Source organism: Sphingomonas paucimobilis NBRC 13935, assembly GCF_000739895.2.
Lineage (GTDB): Bacteria > Pseudomonadota > Alphaproteobacteria > Sphingomonadales > Sphingomonadaceae > Sphingomonas > Sphingomonas paucimobilis.
This window is the reverse complement of record NZ_BBJS01000043.1, coordinates 131,927-151,605: the sequence shown is the minus strand read 5'-3', so window position 1 is coordinate 151,605 and position 19,679 is coordinate 131,927. Positions and strand designations below refer to the sequence as shown.

The window sequence follows — 19,679 nt, the reverse complement described above, 5'->3', positions numbered from 1 at the left end:
CATCTGGAGAGCCAGACGCCACCCTCCCGATCGGAGGCGCGTCGCTGGCCCTCGCGCGTGATGAAAGTGCTGACGTCGGCAATCGTCGGTCTGCTGGCGCTCCTCGGCACGTCCCTTACCCCCGCAGCGGCTCAGGTCTGGGCGCCGCCGCCGGCGTGGGGGCCGGGCTGGCATCATTGGACCGGCCACCATCGCTGGACGCCAGGATGGCGCGGCCCAGTGTGGATAGCCGAACCAGGCCCTCGTCATGGTTGGTACCGCTGGCACGGCCGGTGGTACCGGCATTGCGGGTGGCGCTGGGAAGCACCGCATCTCCGCGTGTGGCGCTGCTACTGACGCGTTGGCCCGACCCGCGGCGGTCGGGCCAGCATCGACCACGTGGCGATGGACCGCGACCAGATCCAGCGACCTGCTCAACCGGGTTAGACGGATTGGCTCGCTAAGCATGCCTTCCGCCGACCGAAGGCCAAGGGAACCTTTAATGTTCGAGTGCCTGATCCTTGGGGACAGCACGGGCGTCGGCACCGCGCAGGCGATCAACGCCCGCTATGAGCGTCATTGTGACGTTAAGGCGACAGAGCGGGCCACGGCCGCCCAGGTCCTCTCCTGGCGAAGACCGGGAAAACGCTACGATACGTGCATCTTCTCGATGGGCTCCAATGACATGGCCGGACCGGCTCTCGCCGCCCGCCTCGCTGAGATACGTGGGCAGTTCTGCTTCAACCGTGTGATCTGGCTGCTGCCCTATTCCCGTCCGCAGGCCTATACCGTCAGCGCTGTCGCTGCCCGCTTTCGAGATGAGACCGTCGACCTCCGTCGCTTCGCTTCTGCCGATGGAGTTCACCCGCTTCGGTACGGGGACGTGGCCGCGGCCTTGCTAAAATAGCGTCGGAGCGGCGTGGCTTCGCTGACGATTGATTTCGGAGCGGGGAACGAGGAGAGCGGGAAGTCAGCCATCGGCGGCAGCAGCCAGCCTCGTGCCCGCGATCCGTTCGACAACTCTCCGCGCAACGTCGGAAGGCACAGCGAGCCCGATGCCGACATTTCCGCCGCTGGGGCCGATGATCGCGCTGTTGATGCCGATTACCTCGCCGCGCATGTTGATCAGCGGCCCACCCGAGTTCCCTGGATTGATCGGGGCATCGGTCTGAACATAGGGCGGCCCCCCCGCGGACGGCGGCCGTACCGCGCTGATGATGCCGGCGGTGACGGTCTGGCCCACCTCGAAGGGGTTGCCGATCGCCACGACATAGTCGCCGACATGGGCCTTCGCTGACTCCCCGAGCGGCAGGGCCTTCAGCCCTCTTGCGGGGATTCTCAGGACGGCGATGTCGGTCAGTGGATCGCTCCCGAGCAGTTCCGCCTCGACCTGTCGATCGCCGATGCCGACTGCGATTGCGCGCGCGTGCGAGACGACATGCTGGTTGGTCACCACCAGCCCGCGTTCGGCGTCGACCACGAATCCCGATCCGGCCGATATGCGCGGCGCGAGGGCTTCGTCAGGCACGCCAAGAAAGAGGCGGTAATAGGGATCCCGGAGCAGAGGGTTCTGCGCATAGGGCGAACTCTGCAGCACGGCGATGTTGACCACCGCAGGCGCGACCCGCTCCACCAGCGGCGCCAGCGTCAGCCGGTTGATGGGAACGGCGTCGCTCGAGATCGCCCGTTGCCCGGTCGCTTCAGCCGGCTCGGCGCTCGTCAACATCTCGACAGCCGCGCCGCCGAGAGTGGCGCCAACGAACGTGAGCACCAAAGCCCATGCCGCCCAGATACCCCTGGATTGCCGATGGGATCGAACCATGATTGTTCCCTTCGCTTCGTCCTCCACCAGCTGGCGCAGGGAGCGTGTGTTTCGAAAGCCGCGCACCGGCGGCGCCGGCGCGCGGTATCGATCAGTGCTGCGTCGCGCCGTCGCCGAGCGGTATCCTGCGACCGCGCGTCGTCCGCTGCGACTTGGGCATCCGCACCGTCAACACACCATCGCGTAGCACGCCCTGGCAGTTCTCCTCATCGGCGCCGTCGGGCAGCACGATCGAGCGTTCGAAACGGCCATAGTAGCGTTCGGACCAGCCGCGATCCTTGTCCTGGTGCTCGGACTTCTTCTCGCCCCGGAGCGTCAGCACGCCATCGTCGACGGTGACGTCCACATCCTTCTCGGTCAGGCCGGGAAGCTCGGCGGTGACGATCACCTGATCATCGGTCTCCTTAACCTCCAGATACGGCCAGCTCTGCACATTACTGGAGAGGCCGATGCCGCCTACGAGCGGTGCCCGGAAAAAGTCCTCGAACAGGCGATCCATCTCTCGGCGGAGCTGGACATAGGGGCTGCGCTCTTCGTCGCGGAAGAGCGCGGGCACCGGGTTTTCCTGCCGGCGCCACGGAATCAAATCACGCATCGACATGATTCGTCTCCTTGGTTGCTGGCGAAGAGGGCTCGCCGCCCCGGACGGCGCGGCGAGCCCGGTTCGGCATCAGGCAGCTTCGCGCTGCTTGGCGCCGTCGTTGGCCTTCTCGTTATTGTTCGCGGACGAGTCCTCGATCCGGCGGGCATTTTCACCAGCCGCGCCGATGCTGATCTTCCGCGGCTTCATCGCCTCGGGGATCTCGCGCACCAGCTCGATCGAGAGCATGCCATCCTTGAGCTCCGCATTCTTCACCTGAACATAATCCGCCAGGCCGAAGCGGCGCTCGAAGTCACGCGCGGCGATGCCGCGGTGGATGTAGCGGCTTTCCTCGCTTTCCTGCTTGCGACCAGAGACCACGAGCAGATTCTGCTGTGCGGTCACTTCGATCTCGCCGGGGCGGAAGCCGGCCACCGCCATGTTGATGCGGTAGCGGTCCTCACCTTCGCTCACGAGATCGAACGGCGGATAGTTGTCGGTAACCTGCGAAGTCAGACCGTTCTCGAGCAGGTCGAACAGCCGGTCGAACCCGACAGTCGAACGCCGGAACGGTGTGAAGTCATAGTTGGTCCTCATAAACAAGTCCTCCTTTGAGCAACGAGTGTATGAAGAGCGTCCGAGAGAGCGGACGCACTCTCCATGCCGGGTCCTGTCGGCACCCGGCAGGAGTTTATTTGGTTTCGTCAGAACGGCTTTCAAGATCATTCTCAACAGCCTGAAGTCGCTTCAGGCGGATGCCGAGGCTGATCAGCGTGAAGCCGGCGAAGAAGGCCCAGGCCGCAATCACCCACGCCACCGAGAGGATGCTGGCGATCGGGTAGAGCCACAGCATGGCCCACACCCACACACCCAGCAGGATCGACAGCGCGCCAGAGATCCCGAGCAGCCATTCGCCCTTGATCTCCTTGCGCAGCCGGATAGCGGCGGCGATCTCAAAGGCACCTGTAAGGAACGCCCAGGCGATCAGCACGCCCAGCGTGACCAGCGCATAGCTTAGGGTTGCGACCTCGGGCATCAGCGCAACGGCCACCGCGGCCGCGATGCCGATAACGCCGCGCAGGACCATCGCCCACCAGCGATCCTCCTTTTTCGTCGCCCCCCGTACACCCGCGATCAGCGACAGGATGCCGTCTGCGCCGGCATAAGCGGCAAACACGAGAGTGAAAGCGAACAGAGCATTCAGCGGAAACAAGATAGTGACCACGCCCAGCAGAAGGGCCAGGACACCACGGAACACAATCCAACCCCAGTTCCGCCTCAGCAGCGCGGAACCCCGGGCATAAGCACTCCCCGTGGAGAAGGGGGAGGCAAAAGACATTGCGGTCATATGATCTCTCCCAGTTCAACAGCGGAGGCCGACACGGGAGCCCTGATCAGGCACTTCCGCGCCGGCGACCATCAGGCGCAGAGATAGGTGACGCGTTCATGATTTGAATAGTTGCTCGTGCGGCCTCTGACGACGCGCGTCGCTCGAATTGGACGAGGAGCATTCCCGGCAACTCGGGCGGAACCAAGCGAGGCGTAACGGCGGGACTGGCTGGCTCGCCGATTTGCGCACTTTGGCCGAGCAGAGCATGAGGCGACGCGTTCAAGATTTATGACATCAGACCGCGCCACGTTGCCGAGGCAGATCTCGATCTGGCCACGGGGCAACGAGCTGCCCATCCGGTCGGTGAGCACCCCGAAGGAAAGGCGGTCCAAGCTGGAGATGGTTGATGCTGTGGCAGTCTCCAACGCGTACCCCGATTATCCGCGGCTCCCGTCAGTGGCTCGGTCCGACGCTCGCCGGCGGATAAATCGTCGCGATCACCGACAAGCCGGTGGAGTTAATCGGCCGTCTTGCCTATCGTTGCTCCGGCGGGAGCGACGGGATTGATGACGGCACTAGCACAGACAGCAGATACATACCGTTTCGGCGGACATCAGACCTTTCCGCTTCGAATCGCTTGGTTACCCAAGGCCGCAAAGGGCCTCAGCGAAGGCCGCGATGTGCTCGGCAACGTTCTGGCAGGGGTCGTCAATCTCGGTCTCGGTAAGAACATGGTCGAAGCGCTGCGATGCTGGGCAGACGCCTATGGCGTCGCATGTCGGGGCGAGGCCGGCTGGCAGCTGACGCCCGAGGGTCAGGCGATCTTCGGCCCCAAGGGCTATGACCGATATCTCGAGGACACTCAGACTTTGTGGTGGCTTCATTGGAAGATCGCCACTCAGGAGAAGGGGCGCTTCTTCGCCTGGGAGCTCTTGTTCAATCGCTGGAACGACCCAACGTTCACGGCCTCGGCGGTGCTCGCGGCGTTCGCCAAGGAAGCCGCCCGCAGCGGGCGAAGCCTGTCCGAGATCAGCTTGAAGCAGCATTATGACGTGTGGCTGCGCACCTATTGCCCGCCACGCGGCAGCCGTCTTGGCGAAGATGGGCTCGACAGCCCGATGGCCTCCCTCGGTCTCGTCCGCGCAGCAGGCGAACTCGAGGATGTGGGCCGACGCGAGCCCGTCTACAGCTTCGATCTCGCACCCAAGCGCGCCATCAGCCAAGCGCTGTTCCGCTATTGCCTGATGGCCTGGTGGGAGGCGCGTGACGGTAGTGAGGAGACGGTGCCGTTCCATGACGTGGTGAGTGGCCCGGGGAGTCCCGGCCGGATCTTCCGCATGCCCGAAAGCGAATTGCGCAGCCGGCTCGAGATGCTCGGCCGCGTCGACGGCGAGATCCAGCTGGTGGAGAGCCTCAATCAGCAACAGCTTCGCCGAACGCGGAAATTTCCACCGGCGAAGCGCCGGCTCGCCGCGATCTATGCGCGCGACGCAGCGGAGCTCGTCGCCCATGGTTGAAACCGACACCAAGCCGGCCACGATGCTCGACCTGCTCAAGGTCCGCTCGCAGCATCTGCGCTCGATTCAGATCGAGCGCGACTATTCCGACCCTGCCACCTCTTCTCACTATGTCGTGACGCCGTTCGTCGCCGCCACCTTCGAGCGCATCGCGCAGAGCCTGCAATTCTGCAGCACGGCGAGGGCGTGGCGGCTGACCGGCGACTATGGTTCGGGCAAGTCGAGCTTCATGCTGGCCTTCGCCCGCTATGCGGCACGCGCCGCTGCGATGCTGCCGGCAGAGCTGCGGCCCACAACTGCCGCGGTTCGCCTGGAACCGGTGCTGGTGGTGGGGGAACGCGAGCCAATCGCCCGCAGCCTGGTTCGCGCGCTGCGCCAGACCGTGTCGCGGCTCGGCGCGACCCCGCCCAAGCCATTAGTCCGGCAGTTGAGCGCCGCCGAGGCGCAGAGCGCCCCGGACCTGCTCGCGCTGGTGGGCGCGATGGGCGATTGGCTTCGCGAAGAGGAGATTGCTTCCGGACTGCTGATCGTCTTCGACGAACTCGGCAAGAACCTCGAATTCGCCGCGGCTTCGCCCGGGGACGGCGACCTCCAGCTGCTCCAGGATCTCGCCGAAGCAGCTGCGCGCAGCGGCGCGGCGCCACTGGTGACGGTGGCGGTGCTCCACCAGGCGGTGACGGCCTATGCTCGGGATCTCCCGAGCCTCGATCGGCGGGAGTGGGAAAAGGTCAGCGGACGGTTCGAGGAAATCCTGTTCGCGCCGCCGCTCGAACAAGGCGCCGCGCTTGTGGCCGCAGCGCTCGGCCTCGATACGGCCGAACTTCCCGGCAAGCTCTCCGGCCGCGCCACGGCGCAGATGCAGGCCGCGGTGGCGGCCGGCTGGTACGGTCCGGGCGCCAATCTCGCCAGCCTCGAGTCCATCGCCCCAGCGCTTGCGCCCTTTGACGCGTTCGTGCTGCCGGTGCTCGCGCGCATCCTGCGGCGCTTCGGGCAGAATGAACGCTCGCTGTTCAGCTTCCTCTCCTCGGCCGAACCGGGCGGGCTGCTCGCCCATGCGGGCCGGCCGCTGGCGCGCTATCGACCTTATCGGCTGCACGATCTCTACGATTATCTGGTGCAGAATCTGAGCGGCGCGCTTGCCAGCGGCACGAGCGGCGTGCGCTGGAACCTGGTGGAGGGCGTGGTTCGCTCGCCGTCCGCGCAGACTGCGCTCGAGCGCGACACGCTCAAGACTGTGGGCCTCATCAATCTGCTCGATGATCCGGGATTGTCGCTCACCCCCAAGCTGCTGGTGCGCATGCTCGCGGACGAAGCGGGACGCGCCGAGGCCATGGCCGCAGTGCGCCGGCTGAAAGAAGACTGCAGGATCCTCTATGACCGCGGCGCCGGCGGCGGGCTGTGCCTGTGGCCGCACACCAGCGTCGACTTACAGGCGGCCTTCGAGCAGGGGCTCGAGGCAGTGGCGCACCAGAGCGATGTGGTGACGGCGCTGCGGCCGGTGCTGCCCAGTGAGCCACTCGTCGCCCGCCGCCATTATATAGAGACCGGCACGATGCGGCATTTCGAGGTGCGCTACGCGCCGCTGGCATCGCTTGGCGACGCGCTCAGGGCGCCGCTCTCCAAGGCATCGGACGGCCATCTGCTGGTGGCGCTTGCCCGCAATCAGCGCGAACGCGACCAGGCGCTGGAGCTGATCGCGGGCCATGATGCCTGGCCCAAGACACTCGTGGTGGGCGTGCCGCCGGCGGTGGGCGACCTCGCGCCGCTGCTGCGCGACCTCGATGCCTGGACCTCGGTCGCGAGCGAAACCCCTGCCTTGTCCGGCGACCGGCTCGCCCGCGAGGAAGTGGCGCGGCAGATCGCGCTCGCCGAAGACCGGCTGCGCCGCGCGCTCGGTGCGCTCATCGACTTCAAGGGCAGCGGGTCGGTGGCGGCCCGCTGGTTCTACCAGGGCGAACCGCTCGCCATACGTTCGGGCCGGCAGCTCACCGAAGCCTTGTCGGACGTGTGCGACAGGGCGTTCGAAAAGGCGCCCGTCGTCACCAACGAGCTGCTCAACCGGCGCCAGCTCAGCTCGGCGGCCGCGCGCGCGCGCACCGTCCTGATCGAGGCGCTGGCGCAAGCCTCGGACAAGCCGCTGCTCGGACTCGACGAGACCCATATGCCGCCGGAAATGGCGGCCTACCTCTCGATCCTGCGGGCCGGCAACGTCCATGTGCTGCGCGACGGGCGCTGGCAAATCGTTCGTCCCGATCCCGATCCCCTCAACCTCGCGCCTGCGCTCGATCGAATCGGCGAGGTGCTGCGGCGCGAGGAAGACCGCCGCGTGCCGTTTCTTGAGGTTGTGGAGGAACTCAAGGCCCCCGATTACGGGATCCGCGACGGGCTGATCCCGCTGCTGGTGGCGATCTATCTCGCCGCCTATTGGCATCACACGGCGGTCTATGAGGAGGGCACCTATCTCGAACAGGTGGGCGGCCCCGAGTTCATGCGCATGCTCAAGGAGCCGGAGTTCTTCACGCTCCAGCATTGCGCGGTGGAAGGGGTGCGGACCGCCGTGTTCAAGCGGCTGGCGAGCGTAGTGGGCGTGCCGCAGGCCGGCGATTCGCCTGATCTGCTTGATGTGGTGCGCCCGCTCATGCAGTTTGTGGCGAGGCTGCCCGACCATGCCAAGCGCACCCGTAATCTGAGCGTCACAGCGGCGTCGGTTCGCACTGTTCTGATGCGCGTGCAGGATCCGAGCGCGATGCTATTTCGCGACCTGCCGCGCGCGTGCGGCCTCGACCCGTTCAGCGCCGACGAGGCGGTGGACGACGAACGCCTTGATGCCTTTGTGTCGGCGATCTCCAAGTCGGTACATGATCTCCATGCCGCCTATCCCGCGCTGCTCGACCGGATCGCCGAGGCGCTGGCGCGGGCGACCGAATCCACGGCCGGCATCGAGACGCTGCAGGCGGCGCTGACGCGCCGCGCCGCGCCGCTCGTTTCGACCGTCGCGGAGCCCGAGCTCAAAAGCTTCGCGCTGCGCCTCGCCGACGAGAATCTGACGTCCAAGGCCTGGCTGGAATCGATTGCGAGCTTCCTTGCGCGAAAACCGCCCGAACGTTGGGCCGAGGCTGACGAGCGCGAGTTCCACCACCGGCTCAAGCTGTTGGCGCGCCGGTTCATCCGGGTGGAGGCGGCGCACAGGGAAAGCCTCACGTTGGAAGGCGCGCCCGGCGAGGCGGTTTACCGGCTGGTGATCACCGCGGGCGACGGCCGCGAGCTCGAGGATCTGCTGCGCGGCCAGGCCGATGACGCTGCGGTGGCTGCGTTGGAAGCACAGCTCGGCGCGCTGATCGACACCCATGGGCGTGCCGGGATGCTGGCGATGGCGCGGGCATTGCTCGCCCGCGCCGCCGAAAACGTCCCCTCTTCCGATACGTAAGAACTGGACCCAAGTAGATGAATCGCGAAAGATGCTCGTTGAGGGGCACTTGATGACAAGCACCGAACCCGTTCGCCACATTCTCAGTCTTTCCGGGGGGAAGGACAGCACGGCGCTCGCCATCTATCTGCGCGACCGCGTGCCCGAAATGGAATATATCTTCCACGATACCGGCAAAGAGCTTCCCGATACGCTCGATTATATCGAGCGGCTCGAAGCATATCTTGGCAAGCGCGTGATTCGCACGACAACGCGCGAGGGGTTCGACGACGTGCTGCGCACCAAGGGCGGCATGCTGCCGTCGAACAAGCGGCGCTGGTGTACCGAGTTGCTCAAGCTCAAGCCCTTCGAGGCCTATATCGGCGATGAGCCGTGCATCAACTATGTCGGCATCCGCGCCGATGAGGACCGCGTGGGCTATGTCAGCCACAAGCCCAACATCAAGGCGGTGTTCCCGTTTCGCGAGGATGGCATCGACTATGAGGGCGTGGTGCGCATCCTCGAGGACGCGGGACTCGGTATGCCTCCCTATACCAGCTGGGGCCGCACGCGCTCGGGCTGCTTCTTCTGCTTCTACCAGCAGAAGATCGAGTGGGTGCGTCTCAAGCAGCATTATCCAGAGCGGTTCGAAGAAGCCAAGGCGTATGAGAAGCCCAACCGGGTGAACGGGCAGGTCTTCTATTGGGGCGACGAACCGCTGGCCGACCTCGAGCAGCCCGAGCGCATGGCTGAGATCGAAGAGAATTGGCGAAAATCGCAGGAGCGCCGCCGGGCGCGGCGTGCGAACCGTCCGCTCGCCGCCGTGCTGGGCGGAATGGAGCTTGATGACACACCGCGCGACGGGTGCATGATTTGCCAGCTGTGAGCACACCCGTTCCTGCCAAAGACATGGGCAAGCCAGCACATCCGAGCCTAGGCGAGCGCTGGGTGGGATTTCTGCGCGGCTATGGACCGATCAACCGAATCGAGGGCATGTTCGCCGAGACGCTTCCCAAGCATGCCCGCGCGTTCGGCTTCGAACCGCTGCAATTCGAGCACCCCTATCTCGAAAAGCTGCTCGAGGTCCTCGATCCGGCGCAAGGACGGCTCACCAATGTTGTGCTTACCGGTACGGCGGGCGATGGGAAAACGACCTTGTGCCATGAGCTCTGGCACCGCTTCGGCGGCAGCGCCGAGCGCAAGTCGGGCAAGAACCGCCAGAATTACCTGCCGCTCGATGTGGACACGCCGGACGGCGTGCGGCGACTCCATTTCATCTTTGAGTTCAGCGGCTGGTGCCCCGAGAAGGGCCAGCCTTGGCCCGAGGACCGGCTCGACCTCATCAATCGCTTCGTGGCGTCGGTGCATTCGCCCGACCCACAGGAGTTCTTCGTCATCGCAGCGAATGATGGGCGTCTGATCCAAGCGTTCGACAGCCTGCCCGAATCACCAGCGAAGACCCTGGCTCCCGCGATCGAGGAGCTGCTAGCCGACGAGCTCTCGCGCCTCGACGCGCTCAATCTGTTATTCCTCAACCTGACGCGGATGCCGACCGCCGACATCCTCGAGCGCGCGCTCGATTGCCTGCTCGCACGGCCCGAATGGTCGTGCCTGGAGAGCGAAGCCGAAGACCTGGCCTTTTCGCCTGCTTCGCCGCTCACGCGTAATTTCCGGCTGCTTGGCGACGCCGCGGTCCGCGCGCGACTGCGCGCGCTTGCCGACCTCATGGATTCGAACGGCCTCCACGTCTCGATCCGCGAAATCCTACTGCTCCTGGTCAACGGCCTGCTCGGCTGGCCGGCCGCGCAGGAGCATGTCGCCACCGCGGAGGATCTGCGCACGCTGACCGAAAGCGGCAAGGTTCATGAGGCTGCGCTGTACGGAAACCTGTTCGGCGCGAACTTGCCCGAGCGGCGCCGCGACAAGCTCTCGGTGTTCCGTTTCTTGGGCGGCTTTCGCATCGGCCATGAGACCACCAACCTTCTCGACAGCCTGCTGATCTTCGGGCGCAACGATCCCAACCTCGCGAACGACCACGAGGCCTATCTCGCGAGCGACCCTTATTACGCCGACGATCCCGAGTTCGAGCGGCTGCGCCTCGCCTATCTCGAAGCAGAGGACGAGCGCGCCGACGGTGCGCAGGCATTTCTCGAGGCGCTGGTCAATGAGCGGCGGCGGCTGTTCTTTCGCCTGCCCGAGAATGACGAGCGGCTCGACCCTTGGAAGCTCAGCATCTTTCCCTCAGCCGGCGCCTACCGCCGCCAAGTGCTGGAACCGCTTCGCAGTGGCCGGCCGGTGGACACGATCATCCTTCAGCGGCTCGTTTGCGGCCTCAATCGTATCTGGACGGGGATGCTGGCCGGCGACCTCGACCGGCTGTTCCTGAGCACGGGCCTCGACTTCAGCTCGGCCAAGATCAGCGACATCTATCTCTATGAGGTGCCGTTGCGCAAAAGCCTGCACGGCGACGAGGTCACGATCGTCGCCAGGGACGAAGCGCCGGTGCTGCGGGTCATGCTGGGCCGCGACGAGCAGCCCATCGACTTTCCCTTGTGGCTGGTGCGCTATGAGTTTCTAAGCCGGGTGGCGCAGGGCGCGCTGCCCTCGAGCTTTTCCAAGGAGTGCAATGAGGACGTGCTGGCGTTCAAGAGCCAGGTACTCTCGCAATTCTACAAGCGCGCGGGCGACAATCTCGGCAGCCTCGCGGTGCTGTCCACCGGACCGCGCGGCAGCCTGACGCCGCATCAGCTGGGGATCAGCCTGTGAGCCTGCGCGATCCGCAGAATGTGGGGCAAGTGCCGCGCACCTCGCGCGTGTTCGACGACGTCAAGCTGTGGGTCGAGGAAGCGGTCTTCGGGCATCGTCTCTATGCGCGGCAGAACCCCTGGCTGCTGTTCCTCGAGTTCATGAATGTCGCCGAGGCGCATCATCGTGAGGGCAATCTGTTCGCACGCACCGAGCCTGAGACCAGCACGCCATATTCGCTGCGCTGGCGCATGGGGCTGCGCTCCGTCCTGTTCGACAACAGCCAGCTCGGCAGGCTGGCCGAGGAGAAGCTCGACGACGAGAGCCTGTGGCAGGAATGGTTCAAGGAGATGGCACGGGCAGCCGCGCCGCCGGCGGAAGGCTTCGACTATCTCAAGCAGCGCTTCCCGCGCTTCCAGGATTTCGTTGAGCTGGTGGGCCTGGTGCGCCAGACCGCGCTCGAGACCTCAAACAATGTCCGCTGGTCCTCGCGCTTCATCTTCCCGTTCGGGGTCAACGCGATCTACAGCGACGCGATCATCCAGCAGCGCTCGCCCAAGCGCGACTATACCAATTTCGGCCGCACCGGCGAGCTTCTCTATCTGATGGTCACAAGGGCGCGCGGCGGCGAGGCACTCAAGCCGCACTTCGAGAAATTGTTCGATCCCGATCTTCCCAAGAACCGGCTGATCGGCCTGTTGTGCGCCGATACCGATCAGCGCGCCCCGCTCGAGATGCCGGGGAACAGCTTTCTTCCCTATCGCAGCCATCCGACATTCGATCGGCTGGCGGAAGACTGGACCGCGATCTTCAAGCTCGGCCTTCCCGGCCAGGACGCCTATCAGCATCTGGCGCCGCTCAGCAGCCTGCACGTGCTGCTCTACGCCCTGGAGACGGCCGCCGCGACGGTGGACCTGCCGCGCCCGAGCCTGGTGTGCGAGATCATCGCGCCGAGGCGCGAGCTCGTCCGGCAGCGCTCGATCGCGTCCTATTACGGCAATGACGCGCTGAGCCGCCAGGCCGCCGAAGCGTATGCCGAACGCCTGATCGCAAGCGAGGACTGGCGCGACGTGCATGATCCCGAGCTTCCCGAGAGCGAGCGGCTCCAGCTCGCCGCCGATCTGCTCGAGCGCGACTTCGGCTATGCGCCCAAGGAGCTGCATGTCGCCACGCCCGAGGATCTGCTGCTGCAGTTCCGTCAGGCGCTCGAAGCCAAGCATGACGACAATTGGAGCTCGGTCCATTTGAGCTATGGCAAGGGAATCGGGCTGGTGTCGAGCCGCGGCACCAACCGTAATCGTTACGCCCCCACCGACGAGTTGCTGAAGACGCTGGTGATGGCGCGTGTTCCCGGCCGCACCGAATTCGGCAAGTTCCTGACCGACCTCTACGCCCATTACGGGCTGGTCTTCGGGCCGATGGAGGCCAAGGACGCGCTGGCCGCGGCCGATTTCGACGACACGAGCTTCGAGCGCAACCGCGCGCGCCTCGAGGCCCGGCTGAGCAGCATGGGCTTGCTCAAGCGGCTGTCGGACGCCTGCGCCTATGTGATCAACCCCTTCGCGGAGAAGGCGGCATGACCGCCGAGCTGTCGCTGATCGGGCGGCTTGCCGCCGGGCTGATCCAGACCACGCTCGACCAGGGTGCGAACGAGACCGGCTGCGCACGGTTCCTGGTGCATGCCATGGCCCCCGACGAGGTGCTGGCGATCGTGGAGGCGGTGGACAGCGATCCCCATCTTGCGCCGCGGCTCGAGATTTGTCTGCCGCGCTATCGGTTCGAAGGGCTAGAAGGCGTCAAGCCCGAGCATCTGACCGACCACGCGACCACCTATCTGCGCCATGCCGAATGCCCGCGCGAAGGCCGGCTGATGGTGCTCGCCGACGACAGCCAAATGCAGTCGATGGCGCAGGTGGAGCCGCTCGATGCCGAGGCGCTCCTCGATGAAGGTCGCGCGGGGCGCTGGATCGACATCGCGGCCGAGACGCTGTCGCTGGCGGATGAGACCAAGGTCGAGTGGCAGGCGGCGCTGACGACATTGCTGCGCATGCACCGGGCGGGCTTGCGGCAGGTGGCGCAGTTCGTCTCGGCCACCGCCGCGGCGCTCGCCGGCGGCGAGACGCTGTCGCGGTCGCTCGGCCGCTCCTTGCCCGCGCTTCGGCTGCCGCGCTTCGACGGGCTGTTCGACGACCTGCCGCCCGCGCGCCGGCACCAGCCCTCGCAGTGGCGCTCGCGCTTCGAGGCGCATTGGCGCCGCGATTGCTACATCGCCAAGCGCGATCGCAGCCAGATGCCGCTCCCGGGCCGCGCGAAGCTGCGCGAAAAGCTTGACGAGCTGCGCGAGCAGATGCGCGAGGAAGTCCAAAGCGCGATCGAGGCCTATATCGATGCCCCCGACGGCGCGAGCGAAGCTTCCTTCGCGCTCTTCCACACCGACTGGTCCGAGCTCCAGCAATTCTTCGAGGAAGCGCAGAAGAGCGAAGGCCGCTCGCTTGGCCAGGAAACCCATGATTTCTATCGGATCCGGGACCGCGAGCTGCTGACCGACGCCGAGCGCGACTATCTCAGGATCTTCGTCGAGCAGCGCCGCCAGAACCCCACAAAGACGCCCGAGGACGAGGCATTCTATGCGGCGCATGCCCATGAGCTGCGCGAGGACCAGCGCCTCGCCGCGCTGTGGGAGCGCTTCATCTTCGGCCAGCGCGTCGAATGCCGCGATCTTCTCGATGGTCTGGTCCAGTGCATCCGCCGAATCTATCAGGCCGGCAGCGCCGCCGAACAGATCCTGGTGGTAGAAGGGCTTGAACGTAGCGAAGTCAGCTTCCTTCCGCTCAACAACGAAGTCTGCACCTTCTTCGCGAGGCGCTATCATGGGCTCGACGCGGCGCTGAGGGGCCTGGTGGAATTCAGAAACGTCAAGGCATTCGACTATCTCGAATTCCGCGATGACATCGCCGGCTTCGCCAAGCGAACCCCGGACGCCTCGAGCCGCCGGAGCCGGCAGCTGAGCTTCAAGGTATGGCTCGAGACCCGCGAAGGGCCGGTGCCGGTCAAGACCTCGGAGCTGCGCCTGGTCTGGGAGTGCAATCCGAAGGCCGTGGGCATGGGCCTCCACACTGATCTCGACCGCCTGCGCACCAACAACGCGGGAACACCGCTAGTCCAGTGTCGCGCGAGCCGTCCGGGCATCGGCCGCTTCAAGACGGGCGGGATCGACCTCCACGACCGCACCACCTTCGAGCCGGAAGGGTCGCGCGAGCGCGGCTGCTTCGCTCCCCCGCGATCGCGAGCCGAATCGATCACCAAGGCCTGGAAGCAGGCTCTGGCCGGCGTGGCAGCGGACGAGCTCGCCAGCGCGGCGACCGCCGATACGCTGCAGGAGGCGTTCGCTGCCTTCGAGACCGCCTATCGCACCGCGTTGGACGACCTTGCCGTCACCGGGCTCGCCGCCGCGAGTTTCACGGTCCAGGCCGAGCGGTACGGCGCGCTCCTTGGGGCGGTGGTGGACGCGGTGGATGCACCGGTGGCGCTCGATCGCCTGTTGAAGCCCTTGCTCGACATCGGCGTGGCGCAGCTCGACGGGCCCGGCGCGGCGCGTCCGGTGGCGGTGGTCACGCCCTGGCATCCGTTGCGGCTCGCCGGCCAAGCTGCTCGCTGGACGATGTTCCGCGACAATCTTGCTCAGCTGTTCTCGTCGAATGCCTCGGGCTTCACCGACGCCGGCGGTCTTTATTTCGGCGAGCTGCGCCGGGCGCTGGCGCAGCCGATCCGGCCCGATGTGGTCACCGGCTGGAACGCATCGAAGCCGATAGTGCTGGCACTGACCGACGCCGTCAACGATTACAGCCTGCACGAGCCAGCGGTCACCGCGGCCGGCGAAGCGGCTGCCACCAACGATCATGTGGGTCCAATCGCGCGCCAGATCACCGGGCTCGTCCAGAACTATCTGCAGCTGCAGCCGCACGAGAAGGACAACCTTTCGGTCGTTCTCTACAATTGCGACGCGGCCGCCCTGCCACAGGCCGTGGTGGACAGCCTTCGCGTGGAGGCCGAGCGTGAAGGCGGCGATGCGATGTGTCAGGTGATCCTGCGCCATCGCGACGAAGACCGGCTGAGCCAGCTCTACCAGCAGCTGGTGTCGCGCGACATAGGCGACGACAGCCTGCACGCGAGCGAGGCGACGCGCGATTTCATGTCGCGGCTGCGCATTTCGATCATGGTCAACACATCGGTTCCCGCCATGACCGCTGACGGCCCGCCGCTCGACATCGTGTTCTGCCATGACGTGATCTCACGAGCCGCGATGCTCGGCTGGGTGGAGGTTGGCCGGGTCACCTGGCCCGCGGATAGGATCGATCCGGGTCAGTGGTCGCGAAGGCGCCCGATCCGGCGCGGCGACCGGGATGCGGTGGTCTATCTCGTCTGCCCTGCCCAGCCCGCCGAGGGCTGGGACTATCTCGACGCGGTGGCGGCGCTTTTCCAGCCGAGCGCGGCGCGCAAGGCGCGGCAATCCGGTGAGACGCTCGTTCCGGCGCGCCAGACCACCGTCCAGGATCCAGCGACTCGCCAGATCCTCGAGGAGACGCACCGCCTCGGCAGTTGGGTCGTCAATTTTGACGATCTGCTCGACCGGCGCCAGCTCATCGACAATCATATCCGGATCATTCGCTACAAGCACGCCGGCCCCGACGGCCGTAGCCTGGTCATCTCCTCGCAAGCTCCCGACAGCATGCTGAGGGCAACCCTGCGCAGCAGGATCAAGGCGCTCGATCCAGACTATAGTGAGGCGGAACTCGAAGCGTTGACCGCGCGGCTGATCGACGATGCAAACGCCGTTTCCGGCGACATCGTCCTGCGGGCGGCCAAGCGCGGCAGCAACGCCAATGAGCTGATCGGGGTGGTCCTTTCGAAATATCTGGTGGACGCGGAACTCAATCCGGAGGCGCCGAGAGCCTGGCTGTTCCTCGACGACTATGCCGCCTGGCTCGGGCAGGACGAAAAGCGCATCGCGGATCTCTTGTGCCTCGCGCCGGGAACCGATGCGGAGGGCAACAGCGTGCTTGAGGTGGTGGTCACCGAGGCAAAATATGTCGCGGCGGCAAGCGCCAGCGCGAAGGCCGGCGACAGCGAGCGCCAGCTGCGCGACACGCTGACCCGGCTGGAAGAGGCGCTGCTTGCCGATCAGGCGCCGGCCGACAGCCATATCTGGCGAGCCCGGCTCTCCGACATGTTGCTTGATGGCCTGCGCGATCCAAGCGGCGCGGTGGCGACGCTTGGCGCGGACTGGAGAGTGGCGTTGCGCGAAGCCGGCTGCGGCATCGCGCTACGCGGCTACTCGCATGTCTTCGCACATGGCGCGCCGGGCACCGGCGATCAAGTGACGGACGAACGTATCGGCGTGCGCACCACTAAAACCGGCTTTCAGGAGCGCTATTCTCCGGAATCGTTGCGGAAGATCCTGCGCTGCTATGCCAACCGCCAGTCTCCCAACGCAGTGCGCTGCGACGCGGTTGGCGATTGGCTCGCTGATGTCGAGCGGGTGGCGCCGAACGTTCTGGAGTCGCCCAAGGCTATGCCGCACGAAGCGGTGCCTGCGGCTTCCTCCCCGCAGGATATCGGCCAACGGACGGAGCTGCCGGTAGCAACTGAAGTCGCGCCAGTGGAAGCGCTGCCGATGCACGTGAGCCGGTTTCAAGCGCTGATCGCCAGCCTCGCTGCAGAAGTACGGCACCGCCAGAATGACGCGGCGTGGCTTGAGGACGTGACTACGCGCTGCCGCAACGCCCTACTTCGCTACGGTATGTCCGCGCGCTTGGAGAGCAATATCCTTACGCCCAATGCAGCGCTCCTCAAGTTTAAGGGCAGCGACGAGCTTACGGTGGCCGCGGTGCTGCGCCGGCTCACCGAGCTTGAGACCACGCACGGGCTCGAGGTGCTGAGCGTTCGCGCCGAACCCGGACGCGTGGCCATCTCGATCATGCGACCGCACCGCGAGGTGCTGACGCTCGCCGAAGTATGGAAGGACTGGATCGTTCCGCCGGCCCAAGCGAACAATCGGCTGCTGATCGCCGTCAAGGAGGAGGATGGCGCTCCCTTGTTTTTAGAACCCGAGCCTGCTCCGCACAGCCTCGTCGCCGGCAGCACCGGCAGCGGCAAATCGGTTCTTGTTCAGAACATTCTGTTGGGTATCGCAGCAACAAATCTTCCCGAACTTGCCGAAATCGTGCTCATCGACCCCAAGTCCGGTGTCGACTATTTCGCGTTCGAGACGCTGCCCCATCTCACCGACGGGATCATCGATACAACCGAGGCGGCGCTCGCCAAGCTAGAGGCGCTCGTCGCCGAGATGGAGCGTCGCTACGGCCTCTTCAAAGAGGCGCGGGTCTCCAACATTCGCAGCTACAATCAGAAGGCCGAGACGCCGCTGCCCACGATCTGGCTCGTCCATGACGAGTTCGCCGACTGGATGCAGATCGATGCCTATCGTGCCGGGGTGGAGGCAGCGGTAAGCAGGCTCGGCGTCAAGGCCCGAGCCGCTGGCATCTACTTGATCTTCGCCGCCCAGCGTCCCGACGCATCGGTGTTCCCGATGCAGTTGCGCAGCAATCTCGGCAACCGGCTGGTGCTGCGCGTGGATAGCGCGGGCACGTCGGATCTCTCGCTCGGCGTCAAGGGCGGCGGGGCGGAGCGACTGCTCGGCAAGGGCCATCTCGCCGCGATTCTGGGGGGCGGCACGGAGCCGATCTATGCGCAGGTTCCCTTTGTCGGTGAGGAAGAGCTTCCGCGCCTGGTGGAGGCGATCATCCAGGATCTGGAGGCGAGGTGAGGATCCGGGCCTATCTCGACAATAACGCGACGACCCGGCTCGCGCCTGAAGCCCTCGCCGCGATGATGCCCTACCTCACCGACCTATACCTGAATGCCTCCTCAAGCGCCGGCGAGCTCATGGGCGCCGCCCGCCCGCTGTCGCAGGCGAAGCGGGCGCTCGGGCAGCTGTTCGGCGACGAGACTGCCGCCGGCCGCTTCTTTCTCACGTCCGGAGCCTCCGAAGCCAATAGCTGGGCGCTTCACGCCGCCACCTTCGGTCGAAGCGCCGGGCATCTGGTCGCCTCGGCGATCGAACACCCATCGCTATTAAGTGCTCTTGACGCCTTGGCTGCCCTGGGCTGGGACGTCGATCTCGTACGTCCCCGCAGCAGCGGCCGAGTGGAGCCGGCCGACATTGCCGCGCTTCTGCGCGAAGACACGGCGTTCGTCGCGGTGATGCTCGCCAACAACGAAACCGGCGTCATCCAGCCAGTGGCCGAGATCGGCGCTCTGGTGCGCGACGCGAGTCCGGCAGCCCTGCTCCACATCGATGCAACCCAGGCGGTGGGGCGCATACCGCTGAGCCTCGATGGAAATCTGGTGCAGGCCGATCTCGTTTCGCTGTCGGCACACAAATTCCACGGACCGAATGGTGCCGGCGCCCTGTTCGCGTCGGGCGACATCCGTCTTCCGGCGTTGGTCCATGGCAGCCAGCAAGATGGCCGTCGCGGCGGTACCCCCGACACCGCCGCTGCGGCAGGCCTGGCCGAGAGCGCTAGGCTGGCGCAGGCGCGCCTTCCGCTAATGGACCGAGTGCAGGCGTTGCGTGACGAATTCGAGCGCGCGCTGCTCGAGCGGGTCCCGCACGCGTATGTTCTCGGCAGCGGGGCCCACCGCCTACCGAACACGTCCAGCTTCGTCGTGCCAGGCATCAGCGCAGACCAGCTGGTCGAAACGCTTGCCCTGGAGGGGATCGTCATCGCTTCGGGCTCCGCTTGCTCCAGCGGCACAACAGCACCGTCGCACGTGCTGACGGCGATGGGTGTCGACTATGAGGATGCGAAGGCCGCTCTGCGCGTCAGCCTCTCGGTGGAGACGAGTGCCGAGGAGCTGGGGCTTGCGCTAGACGCAATTGTCGAGCGTGCGCTCGCGCCGGCCTGAGCGGGCGCGGGCACAGCGTACGGGAAGGGTTGGTCGGACTTCCGAACAACGCCGGCCAGCTATCGGTTCTTCTAGATCTCTCGTCATGCTGCGGCTGCGCCCCTGCCATGAGACTGTCCTAGCGCGCTCGATCGTCTCGGTGATGTGCATGCACCCCGCCGCAAGCGTATCCTCAAGATAGCGTGCGAGACGATTAGTCAGATGTATGGCCTCCCTATGCGCTGCAACCGCAACAACCGCAGTCGAGCAGATATTTCAGCAGCGGTCGAAGCGACTGGTCTCTCGCAAGCCCCAGCTCACCATCGAGGCCATACGCACGCCGCACTCACCTG

General features: G+C 65.7%; 13 protein-coding genes. 8 read left to right on the top strand and 5 right to left on the bottom strand.

The genetic code is table 11. From position 1 onward, the window contains the following. Positions 1-115 precede the first annotated feature (115 nt). A complete protein-coding gene (locus tag SP6_RS21010; RefSeq protein ID WP_007406716.1) occupies positions 116-307 on the bottom strand; it encodes a hypothetical protein in 192 nt (63 codons plus the stop codon). 174 nt (positions 308-481) lie between these two features. On the opposite strand from SP6_RS21010, the gene SP6_RS13620 reads away from it, so the two are divergent. After that, entirely contained in the window at positions 482-886 is a 405-nt protein-coding gene (locus SP6_RS13620; protein ID WP_007406723.1) for an SGNH/GDSL hydrolase family protein, read from the top strand. Between the two features lie 63 nt (positions 887-949). On the opposite strand, the gene SP6_RS13615 is transcribed toward SP6_RS13620, so the two are convergent. The 4 genes from SP6_RS13615 to SP6_RS13600 all read right to left on the bottom strand — a co-directional run bounded on the left by SP6_RS13615 (position 950) and on the right by SP6_RS13600 (position 3,729). Beyond that, positions 950-1,801 carry a trypsin-like peptidase domain-containing protein gene (locus SP6_RS13615; protein ID WP_082052523.1) on the bottom strand — a complete coding sequence of 284 codons (852 nt, stop codon included), beginning with the start codon at positions 1,799-1,801 and terminating at the stop codon, positions 950-952. 91 nt (positions 1,802-1,892) lie between these two features. After that, positions 1,893-2,402: an Hsp20/alpha crystallin family protein gene (locus SP6_RS13610; protein ID WP_007406721.1), complete on the bottom strand. Its 510-nt coding sequence runs from the start codon at positions 2,400-2,402 to the stop codon at positions 1,893-1,895. A 69-nt stretch (positions 2,403-2,471) separates the two neighbouring features. Then, positions 2,472-2,978, bottom strand: coding sequence for an Hsp20 family protein (locus SP6_RS13605; protein ID WP_007406710.1), 507 nt, complete (start codon positions 2,976-2,978; stop codon positions 2,472-2,474). A gap of 94 nt (positions 2,979-3,072) precedes the next feature. Continuing rightward, a complete protein-coding gene (locus SP6_RS13600; protein ID WP_172463290.1) occupies positions 3,073-3,729 on the bottom strand; it encodes an HdeD family acid-resistance protein in 657 nt (218 codons plus the stop codon). Positions 3,730-4,277: 548 nt separating this feature from the next. Between SP6_RS13600 and SP6_RS13595 the strand changes: the two genes are divergently transcribed. From SP6_RS13595 to SP6_RS13565, 7 genes are all read left to right on the top strand, one after another. Beyond that, on the top strand, positions 4,278-5,228 hold the full coding sequence (locus SP6_RS13595) for a DUF4007 family protein (protein WP_037569868.1): 951 nt from the start codon (positions 4,278-4,280) through the stop codon (positions 5,226-5,228). Beyond that, a complete protein-coding gene (locus SP6_RS13590; RefSeq protein ID WP_007406707.1) occupies positions 5,221-8,655 on the top strand; it encodes a hypothetical protein in 3,435 nt (1,144 codons plus the stop codon). Before SP6_RS13595 ends, SP6_RS13590 begins: the two co-directional genes overlap by 8 nt. 52 nt (positions 8,656-8,707) lie before the next feature. After that, the gene (locus SP6_RS13585; RefSeq protein ID WP_007406720.1) at positions 8,708-9,520 is read left to right on the top strand and encodes a phosphoadenosine phosphosulfate reductase family protein; all 813 of its coding nucleotides are present in this window, start codon (positions 8,708-8,710) and stop codon (positions 9,518-9,520) included. A 62-nt stretch (positions 9,521-9,582) separates the two neighbouring features. Continuing rightward, on the top strand, positions 9,583-11,400 hold the full coding sequence (locus SP6_RS13580; protein WP_128130746.1) for a hypothetical protein: 1,818 nt from the start codon (positions 9,583-9,585) through the stop codon (positions 11,398-11,400). Then, complete coding sequence (locus tag SP6_RS13575; protein WP_007406715.1) at positions 11,397-12,959, top strand: hypothetical protein; 1,563 nt, start codon at positions 11,397-11,399, stop codon at positions 12,957-12,959. Before SP6_RS13580 ends, SP6_RS13575 begins: the two co-directional genes overlap by 4 nt. Then, on the top strand, positions 12,956-18,205 hold the full coding sequence (locus SP6_RS13570; RefSeq protein WP_007406718.1) for an FtsK/SpoIIIE domain-containing protein: 5,250 nt from the start codon (positions 12,956-12,958) through the stop codon (positions 18,203-18,205). Before SP6_RS13575 ends, SP6_RS13570 begins: the two co-directional genes overlap by 4 nt. After that, positions 18,202-19,347 carry a cysteine desulfurase family protein gene (locus tag SP6_RS13565; RefSeq protein ID WP_037569863.1) on the top strand — a complete coding sequence of 382 codons (1,146 nt, stop codon included), beginning with the start codon at positions 18,202-18,204 and terminating at the stop codon, positions 19,345-19,347. Before SP6_RS13570 ends, SP6_RS13565 begins: the two co-directional genes overlap by 4 nt. Positions 19,348-19,679: the final 332 nt, after the last annotated feature.

Bases quoted from the DNA above. Each gene is read 5' to 3' on its own strand.
- SP6_RS13590 (WP_007406707.1), top strand. From the start codon at position 5,221: ATGGTTGAAACCGACACCAAGCCGGCCACGATGCTCGACCTGCTCAAG.
- SP6_RS13615 (WP_082052523.1), bottom strand. From the start codon at position 1,801: ATGGTTCGATCCCATCGGCAATCCAGGGGTATCTGGGCGGCATGGGCT.
- SP6_RS13600 (WP_172463290.1), bottom strand. From the start codon at position 3,729: ATGACCGCAATGTCTTTTGCCTCCCCCTTCTCCACGGGGAGTGCTTAT.
- SP6_RS13585 (WP_007406720.1), top strand. From the start codon at position 8,708: ATGACAAGCACCGAACCCGTTCGCCACATTCTCAGTCTTTCCGGGGGG.
- SP6_RS13620 (WP_007406723.1), top strand. From the start codon at position 482: ATGTTCGAGTGCCTGATCCTTGGGGACAGCACGGGCGTCGGCACCGCG.
- SP6_RS13570 (WP_007406718.1), top strand. From the start codon at position 12,956: ATGACCGCCGAGCTGTCGCTGATCGGGCGGCTTGCCGCCGGGCTGATC.
- SP6_RS13595 (WP_037569868.1), top strand. From the start codon at position 4,278: ATGACGGCACTAGCACAGACAGCAGATACATACCGTTTCGGCGGACAT.
- SP6_RS13605 (WP_007406710.1), bottom strand. From the start codon at position 2,978: ATGAGGACCAACTATGACTTCACACCGTTCCGGCGTTCGACTGTCGGG.
- SP6_RS13610 (WP_007406721.1), bottom strand. From the start codon at position 2,402: ATGTCGATGCGTGATTTGATTCCGTGGCGCCGGCAGGAAAACCCGGTG.